The 7,985-nt window shown below is 60.8% G+C and carries 8 protein-coding genes; 2 read left to right on the forward strand and 6 right to left on the reverse strand.

All coding sequences use genetic code 11. The features are described 5' to 3' along the window. Positions 1-161: 161 nt before the first annotated feature. A complete protein-coding gene (locus tag AC6CHO_RS07630) occupies positions 162-1,586 on the reverse strand; it encodes a cryptochrome/photolyase family protein (protein WP_498214434.1) in 1,425 nt (474 codons plus the stop codon). Positions 1,587-1,599: 13 nt separating this feature from the next. Here AC6CHO_RS07630 and AC6CHO_RS07635 point away from each other — a divergent pair, with 13 nt between their 5' ends. After that, positions 1,600-1,746, forward strand: coding sequence for a hypothetical protein (locus tag AC6CHO_RS07635; RefSeq protein WP_498214436.1), 147 nt, complete (start codon positions 1,600-1,602; stop codon positions 1,744-1,746). On the opposite strand, the gene AC6CHO_RS07640 is transcribed toward AC6CHO_RS07635, so the two are convergent. The 3 genes from AC6CHO_RS07640 to glyA all read right to left on the reverse strand — a co-directional run bounded on the left by AC6CHO_RS07640 (position 1,743) and on the right by glyA (position 5,331). Then, the gene (locus AC6CHO_RS07640; RefSeq protein ID WP_498214438.1) at positions 1,743-2,702 is read right to left on the reverse strand and encodes a 2-hydroxyacid dehydrogenase; all 960 of its coding nucleotides are present in this window, start codon (positions 2,700-2,702) and stop codon (positions 1,743-1,745) included. The genes AC6CHO_RS07635 and AC6CHO_RS07640 overlap by 4 nt on opposite strands. Beyond that, complete coding sequence (locus tag AC6CHO_RS07645; RefSeq protein ID WP_146276852.1) at positions 2,702-3,898, reverse strand: pyridoxal phosphate-dependent aminotransferase; 1,197 nt, start codon at positions 3,896-3,898, stop codon at positions 2,702-2,704. Before AC6CHO_RS07645 ends, AC6CHO_RS07640 begins: the two co-directional genes overlap by 1 nt. A gap of 116 nt (positions 3,899-4,014) precedes the next feature. Next, on the reverse strand, positions 4,015-5,331 hold the full coding sequence (gene glyA / locus AC6CHO_RS07650) for a serine hydroxymethyltransferase (protein ID WP_498214440.1): 1,317 nt from the start codon (positions 5,329-5,331) through the stop codon (positions 4,015-4,017). A 449-nt stretch (positions 5,332-5,780) separates the two neighbouring features. Between glyA and AC6CHO_RS07655 the strand changes: the two genes are divergently transcribed. Beyond that, positions 5,781-6,476: a fasciclin domain-containing protein gene (locus AC6CHO_RS07655; RefSeq protein WP_498214441.1), complete on the forward strand. Its 696-nt coding sequence runs from the start codon at positions 5,781-5,783 to the stop codon at positions 6,474-6,476. A 567-nt stretch (positions 6,477-7,043) separates the two neighbouring features. On the opposite strand, the gene AC6CHO_RS07660 is transcribed toward AC6CHO_RS07655, so the two are convergent. Both AC6CHO_RS07660 and AC6CHO_RS07665 read right to left on the reverse strand, forming a co-directional pair. Next, positions 7,044-7,415, reverse strand: a complete 372-nt coding sequence (locus tag AC6CHO_RS07660) for a hypothetical protein (protein WP_498214442.1) — start codon at positions 7,413-7,415, stop codon at positions 7,044-7,046. Positions 7,416-7,726: 311 nt separating this feature from the next. Further along, a partial coding sequence (locus tag AC6CHO_RS07665) for a hypothetical protein (RefSeq protein ID WP_498214444.1) occupies positions 7,727-7,985 on the reverse strand: 259 nt, incomplete at its 5' end.

Here is a 7,985-nt window from a genome sequence, read left to right on the forward strand (position 1 = left end):
ACGACGTGGTGATATGGGATCTGTTGGTCGGATACTGTCCAAATAGCCGCCGCAGCATTGATTTGGAGATCAATGCTGCGGCGGCTTGTGCTGTCATGGCGTTGGCGTTGGCGTTGGCGTTGGCGTTGGCGGATGGCCGGGGCCGCGCAGGCGCCGGATGATCAGCTACCAGTACCCGGGGAATGCGGACGCTGACCGGATTTCATGTGGTTGTAGGAATCGAGGGCCGCTTGCCGTGATTCCTTCAGATCCACCACCGGCTCGGCCGCCAATGGGGCATAACGGGCTACGTAGGCCCCCGAAGGATCGAACTTCTTGGCTTGGAGTTGCGGATTGAAGACCCTGAAATAGGGTGCGGCGTCGGCTCCGCTGCCCGCGACCCACTGCCAGTTGGCCGTATTGCAGGCAATATCCGCGTCGACCAGGGTATCCCAGAACCATTGCTCGCCAACTTTCCAATGCAGCCCCAGGTTCTTGACCAGCAAGCTCGCGGTGACCATGCGCACGCGGTTGTGCATCCATCCCGTCTGCCACAGCTGGGCCATCCCGGCATCCACCAGGCCGAAGCCCGTTCGGCCGCGCTGCCAGCAGCGTGTGTAATAGGCTGCGCGAGGCGAGTCATCGGGCCAAGCCCAGTCGAAGTCGTCGAATTCCGAGCGCAGGTTCTCGGTGGGCAGCTCCGGATGGTGATAGTAGAGGTGCCAGCAGAATTCCCGCCAGGCGACTTGGCGGCGCAAGGCCAAGGCGCCTTCAGCCCCATGCCCAGTGCTGCTGGCGAGGGCGCTGAGCTCATTCCACACTTGATGTGGACTCAGATGGCCCCAACGCAGCGCCGGGGAGAGCGCCGAGGTTCCATCAAGATCAGGGCGGTCATGCCGGTCAGCGTAGTGCTGCGCGATACCGTCGAGCACCTGCGCCAGACGTGCCTGGGCGGCTGGTTCTCCAGGAGTCCAGGTATCCGCCAGCCCGGTGGACCAATCGGGCGAACTGGGCAGCAGCTCCCAGCTGGCCAGCGTATCGCTGCCAGGCAATTCGATGTCTGGCGGGGACTGCGGCTGCGGAGCGGGGTGGGGCTGGCGGATCCCGGTGCTGCGCAGGGCGTTGTGGAACGGAGTGAAGACCTTGTAGCCGGTGCCCGCGTGGGTGAGCAGTTCCCAGGGTTCATGCAGCAGCGTGCCCGCATGGCTTTGCGCGTGGATTCCCGCTGCGCGCACATGGTCCTTGATCAAGGTGTCCACCGCGCGTTCAGCCTGGCCATAGCGCCGGTTCCAGTGCACCGCGGCAAGGGCGCCGTGGCCAGTGATTTCCTCGATGATGTGCAGGCTATTTCCGCGGCGCAAGACCAGCGGGATGCCGAGCTCCTGAAGCGATGCGCGCAGGCTGATGAGTGCATGATGCAGCCACCAGCGTGCCGCGGCCCCCAGAGGCCTGATCCCAGGCGATTGCTCATCGAGGATATACAGGGCAACGACAGGTCCGGCTTCGCTGGCGGCGAGCAGCGCCGGATGGTCCACGGTGCGCAGATCATCGCGGAAAAGCACCAGCTGGTAGGGCTGTGTCGTATCAATGCTGCTATTCGCCGTCATGACGCCAGCCTAAATGATGGCCATCAAGGCAGAAGGATGGCAGTCAGGGACTACTCAGCAACGCGCGCTGGCGCGCTTGCTTAAACAGCTTGAGGACATCGACACCGATGTCCTCAAGCTGTTGCGTCCCAATGCGCTGTCCCGCGGGTACGGCGCCTAGTTCACCGGAGTGACCGGGTCCTCGCCACGCAGTACCGCCAGCGTGTTCTCGCTGGCCAGCACCGCCATCGCGGTGCGCGTTTCCACGGTCGAGGAACCCAGGTGCGGCACCAGGGCCACGTTCTCCAGCTCCAGCAGTTCCGGGTGGACCGCTGGTTCCTTCTCGAAGACATCCAGGCCGGCCCCGGCGATAACGCCTTCGCGCAGCGCTTGCGCCAGTGCGGCCTCGTCCACGATCGGGCCGCGGGCGGTGTTGACCAGATAGGCCTCCGGCTTCATTGCCGCAAGCTGCTCCGCCCCGATCAGATGATGGGTGTTCGGGCCATAGGGGCAGTGCAGCGAGACGACATCGGAGATCGCCAGCAGCTCGTCGAGCTCGACCCGCCGCGCACCGAGCTCGGCGGCGATCGCCGGATCGATTTCGCTGCGCGACTGGTAGACGACCTCCATGCCGAAGGCCTTGGCCCGGCGGGCTGTGGCCTGGCCGATGCCGCCCATGCCCACCACGCCCAGGGTCTTGCCCTGCAGGCTTGAGCCGAGCAGGAAGAACATGCCCCATTTCCACGGGGTTCCGGAGCGGATCAGGCGTTCGCCCTCGCCCAGGCGCCGGGTGGCCATGAGGATCAGGCCGAAGGCGATATCCGCGGTGGCCTCGGTCAGCACTCCCGGGGTGTTGGTGGCGCGCACGTTTCGGGAGGTGCAGTCGGCCACGACGATGTTGTCGTAGCCTACGGCGACATTGGAGACCACCTTCAACTGCGGGCCAGCAGCTTCCAGCAGTTCCGCATCGACGCGCTCGGTCAGCAAGGTGACCAGCGCGTCGGCGCCAGCCACCTTGGCCAGCAGTTCTTCGCGGGAGATCGACTGCTCGCCGTCCCACGCGTCAACCTCGTGCTCGGCGCGCAGCTTTTCCAGCGCGGCTTCCGGGATCCGCCCGGTAACTACTACCTTCGCCATTACGCCGCGATCCATTCGCGCAGCCGGCCCAGGCCCTCGCGGATGTCCTCGGTTTCAATGCCCGAGTAGGCCAGGCGGATGTACTGGCGCTCCTCGCCGGGCAGGCGGCGGCCGAAGTGCTCGCGGGTGCAGAAGGAAACGCCGGTGTTCTCCAGGGCCGCGGTGGCGAAGTCGCCGACGTCGGTGAATCCCTTGCGCTCCATGGCTTCGGTGACATCCGGGAATAAGTAGAAGGTGGACTGCGGCACGGCGACGCTGAATCCCGGGATCGAGTTCACGATCTCGCAGGCGACGTCGCGGCGTTCCTTGAGGGTGTCCAACATTTCCTGGACCGGCTCCTGCGGCCCGGTCAGCGCGGCGATGCCCGCCCACTGCACATAGTGGGTGGTGCAGGATTCGTCATTGGTGTTCAGCTTGCTCATGACCTGGGCGATCTCAAGCGGCGCCACGGCGCAGCCCAAGCGGGAGCCGGTCATCGCGAACTTCTTGCTGAAGGTGTAGAGGATGACGGTGCGCTCGGCCATTCCCGGAAGCGCGGCGATGGAGTTCGAAGCACCTTCGTAGCGGGTTTCGAAGTAGGCCTCGTCGGAGAGCACCCAGAGGTCGTGCTCGATGGCCAGCTGGGCCACGGCTTCGCGCTCGGCGGCCGTTGATTCGGCGGAAATCGGGTTCTGCAGGTCGTTGTAGATGATCGCCGTGGTGTTCTCGGTGATCGAGGCGCGCACCTGCTCCAGGTCGATGGCGAACCCCGACTCGGTGGGCACGTAGTTATATGGAACCGCGGTGCCGCCGAGGTACTCGATCTGGGACTCGTAGATCGGGAAACCAGGGTTCGGGTACAGCACTTCCTGTCCCGGATCCATCACTGCCTGCAGGAACTTGGTGATTACCGGCTTGCCGCCGGTCATGACCACCACGTTGTCGGCGGTGAATTCCATGCCGCGCCGGGAGCCGATGTCATGGGCCAGGGCTTCGCGCAGCTGCGGGATGCCGGGGCCCGGGCAGTAGCCGGTGTAGCCCTCGGAAATGGCCTGGCTCATGGCGTCGACAATGTGCGGAGCGGTGGGGATGTTGATGTCGCCCAGGTGGAATGGGTAGACGCGGTTGCCCTTGGCCTTCCAGGCCGCGGCGGCCTGCGCCACGCTGAATGCCGTTTCGGTGCCTAGCCGCTCGAGGCGTTGTGCCAGTTGTTGCATAGTGTAGATCTTTCGTTGGTTGGGAGTGGGCGCAGGGCTGCTGCGCGAATTCCATGGATGGCGGCGCGGACGGCGGATGTTTCCGCCGTCCGGGCCCCCATCCTCACAAGATGGTGCTACTCGGAAACCTTGGCCAGGTCCGGATACAGCGGATGAGCTTCGGCCAGCTTCAGAACCCGGTCCTTCAGCTCCGGCAAGACCGAGGTATTGCCATCAGCACCAGCGATCAACGCCTGCGCGATGATCTCTGCAACCTCGGCGAAGGCTGCCTCCGAGAAGCCGCGGGTTGCCAGCGCCGGAGTACCGATGCGCAACCCCGAAGTCACCATCGGCGGACGAGGATCAAACGGCACCGCATTGCGGTTCACCGTGATCTCCACCTGCGCCAGCAAATCCTCGGCCTGCTGGCCATCCAACTCCGAATTACGCAGATCAACCAAAACCAGGTGCACATCAGTGCCACCGGTCAACACGCTGATCCCCTTGGCCGCCACATCATCCTGGGCCAGGCGCTCAGCAAGGATCTTCGCGCCAGCCAAGGTACGCTGCTGGCGCTCCTTGAACTCTTCCGACGCAGCAATCTTGAACGCCACAGCCTTGCCAGCAATCACGTGCTCCAGAGGGCCGCCCTGCTGGCCAGGGAACACTGCAGAGTTCAGCTTCTTCGCGATCTCGGCATCATTCGACAGGATGATGCCGCCACGAGGACCGGCCAAGGTCTTGTGGGTGGTCGAGGTGACCACGTGCGCGTAAGGCACAGGAGACGGGTGCAACCCGGCAGCGACCAGGCCCGCGAAGTGCGCCATGTCCACAAACAAGTACGCGCCGACCTTGTCAGCGATCTCGCGGAAGCGCTTGAAGTCCAGCTGGCGCGGGTACGCCGACCAGCCGGCCACGATCATCTTCGGCTGGTGCTCGATGGCAAGGCGCTCCACCTCGTCCATGTCCACCACGTTGGTCTCTTCATTCACACCATAAGGAACTATGTTGAACAAGCGGCCGGAGAAGTTCAGCTTCATGCCATGGGTCAGGTGCCCGCCGTGGGCCAAGTTCAATCCCAGCACGGTGTCGCCTGGGCGGACCAGCGCGTGGTAGACCGAGGCGTTGGCCTGGGCGCCGGAGTGCGGCTGGACGTTGGCGAAGTTCGCGCCGAACAGTTCCTTGATGCGCTCGATGGCCAGGGTCTCGATGACGTCGACTTCTTCGCAGCCGCCGTAGTAGCGGCGGCCCGGGTAGCCTTCGGCGTACTTGTTGGTCAGCACCGAGCCCTGGGCCTGCATGACGGCCTGGGCGGTGTGGTTTTCCGAGGCGATCATTTCCAGGCCGCGCTGCTGGCGGGCCAGTTCAGCGTCGATGCGCTGCGCCACCTCTGGGTCAAGTGTGGCGAGGTCTTCGGTCAATGAGCTGATGGTCAGATCCTGGGTACTGATCAACGATTTCTCCCTAATGTACGAATTGCAGACAACTGATATATCAAGAGTTTATGACAAGGCTATGAGTCGAATCCTGATGAGTCAATAGGCAGGAATAACATTCCTGCCAAGTCCACAGCTGGAAGCGGGCAGCGGCGGAAGGGCCGGAGAGGGATGCGCACATGTGGGTCGGAGGGTTCATGGCGAAATGCGCTTGCCGAGGCTGAAATGGAAATCATGACCCGCTGGTAGTCAGGGGCGGTTGTTCAAGGTCCCGGCAAGGCTCGCGCAGGCCCTGGTAGACATGGCGCGCTGCTGCCTGTCATCGCAAGGTCCGGATACGAGGGCAAAAAAACTTTTAAATAATCCAATCCGGAATATCCCTGGCCCCGAATGCCCTTTGACAACCCAAACCAAGAGGTTTGGAAAACCAACTGGCCCAACGGGGGTCGCCAGGTAAGGAGTTCGACATGAAAACCATGCAGCGCAAAACAGTAGGACTGCTCTCGATTGCCGCGGTCGCCGCGTTCGGATTGAGCGCTTGCTCGATGGACAACAGCGCCGAGTCCACTCCAAGCAGCGAAAGCTCGGCATCAAGCATGGCGCCGAGCAGCTCGGATTCTTCCATGGATTCGGGAATGGCCAGCGAATCGGCCATGGATCCGGCCGCCAACCTTGTTGGCTCAGGATGTGCAGCGTACGCAGAAGCAGTGCCCGAGGGTGACGGTTCCGTTGCAGGCATGGCCCAGGATCCGGTAGCCGTTGCAGCATCTAACAACCCGTTGCTGACCACCCTAACGAAGGCCGTGTCGGGAAAGCTCAACAAGGACGTCGACTTGGTGGACACGCTCAATGGCGATGAGTTCACCGTCTTCGCTCCGGTGGATGATGCCTTCAAGGCCATTCCAGAAAAGGACCTGAACGCTGTCGTGTCGGATGCCGACATGCTGACCAAGGTGTTGACCTACCACGTGGTCCCCGGCCAGATAACCCCTGATGAGCTGAAGGGTGATCTGGAAACCGTTGAAGGCGACAAGGTCAAGATCAGCGGCAGCGGCGATGACCTGATGGTCAACGATGCCAAGGTCATTTGCGGTGGCGTGCAGACTGCCAACGCCACGGTCTACCTCGTTGATTCGGTGCTGATGCCACCGGCAAAGAAGTAGCACTACAGCATCAAGCTGAAGAAGCCAGGGAACGGGCGATGCACGATTTGGGGGACGCCCGTTCCCTGGCTTTTGGCTGTCTCAAGCCGAAGAACCCTTACCTGAACTGTCCGTTTGTTGCAGCCAAAGTTTTCGCATGACGTCCTGGATCAGTTGGTCCGCTGGTGGTGATGTGTTCTGTTCTTGCCGGTCGGATGTTGAGTGGGGCGGGCGCATCCATAGGTACTAAGGAGTCGTTCTCGTCAATTCTGCTTTTGCCACTCTTGAAAGAGACCACCTGATCGAACTGGCAAGAGCGGGGCTGGAGGCATCGAAGCCCAATTTCAGAGCCGGGGCGGCGCAATATCGAACCGACTGATGGCGCTGTAAAGAAAGCCAAGGATCAGTGCGATACGGGGGTTCAGTATTGAAGATATTTTCCGGCCGCTTGCGAACGGCGAACTTGAGAAAATGTTCCTGTGCCTCGCGCAATCGTTTGCCATTGCCTGTCACCTTGAGGAAATGAGGAACCTCAATTGGAACCCTGCGCGTTCGCTGTCTTTTTCTGCCGCGAAACGGTGGCTCGTATTAGTCATCGATTTCGTCGCTCGTATTATCAGCCAACCGCTCTTTTAGATCTGCAAGCTCCTTCTCGACTGCTTCAATGACCTCATCATCCTCTTCATACAGTTCTCGGAACTCGGAGTCCGACTCAAGCATTGCGGCAAGTAGCTCTATACCGCGTCCAAGGAGATCTTCGAGCTTCTCCAGATCACCAGGCCACACATAGATGCGACCAATCGTGTTGAGCATGTAGCAGGCAGCGCGAATCTGATCGTACTCATCGTCGTACTCCAAAGCCGCGGCAATGCGGGCGTCAACATCAATGCCTTCAAAGAATTCCGTGAACCAGTCTGCTGAGCCGTCGCTATCCCAAGGACTCGCTCCCCAAGCACCCATGATGTGGCATCCCTTCACTGATGGAAACTAGTCCAAATACGGTTTCTGTAGCGGCATGGTTGCCGCTATCTAATGATGCTCCATGGAACCGACGTTTTGAAGATCCTGAATATGGATACGTGAATGAGCGATAAAACCATCTCGATGGTTTCCTGCGGATATCTCCTGGGGAATTGCAAGTTTCTATGAAGTGGTTTTCTGCCGATCTACTAGGGCAGAAAACGGTCGCATTAGAATTGCCGGAAAATGACTCGACCTCATTTATCCATCCAAGATAGAATCCGAGCACTCTGGAACAAGGCCGAAAACTATCAGCTGTCCAAGTGCTTGGAGCGAATACAGGTGAAAAAGTTCAGCAGAATATCCGCAATTGTAGTTCTCATACATGCTCTAAGCCTCTTGGCTTTCGCCCAACGGGTTCCAGCACTTCTGATCTTGCCGGTTGCTGGCGGCTTATATGCGCTCGATCCTGTGATGCGAAGCCCAAATACGGCCCCTGTAAAGGAGCCGCCAAATAAAAGGCGCGTCCAATAACTGAAAACGATCGTTTTTGGTGATCCGTATGGGGAA

Source organism: Glutamicibacter sp. GQ173 (assembly GCF_059759215.1).

Bases quoted from the DNA above. Each gene is read 5' to 3' on its own strand.
- AC6CHO_RS07630 (WP_498214434.1), bottom strand. From the start codon at position 1,586: ATGACGGCGAATAGCAGCATTGATACGACACAGCCCTACCAGCTGGTG.
- AC6CHO_RS07635 (WP_498214436.1), top strand. From the start codon at position 1,600: ATGATGGCCATCAAGGCAGAAGGATGGCAGTCAGGGACTACTCAGCAA.
- AC6CHO_RS07640 (WP_498214438.1), bottom strand. From the start codon at position 2,702: ATGGCGAAGGTAGTAGTTACCGGGCGGATCCCGGAAGCCGCGCTGGAA.
- AC6CHO_RS07645 (WP_146276852.1), bottom strand. From the start codon at position 3,898: ATGCAACAACTGGCACAACGCCTCGAGCGGCTAGGCACCGAAACGGCA.
- AC6CHO_RS07655 (WP_498214441.1), top strand. From the start codon at position 5,781: ATGAAAACCATGCAGCGCAAAACAGTAGGACTGCTCTCGATTGCCGCG.
- AC6CHO_RS07660 (WP_498214442.1), bottom strand. From the start codon at position 7,415: ATGGGTGCTTGGGGAGCGAGTCCTTGGGATAGCGACGGCTCAGCAGAC.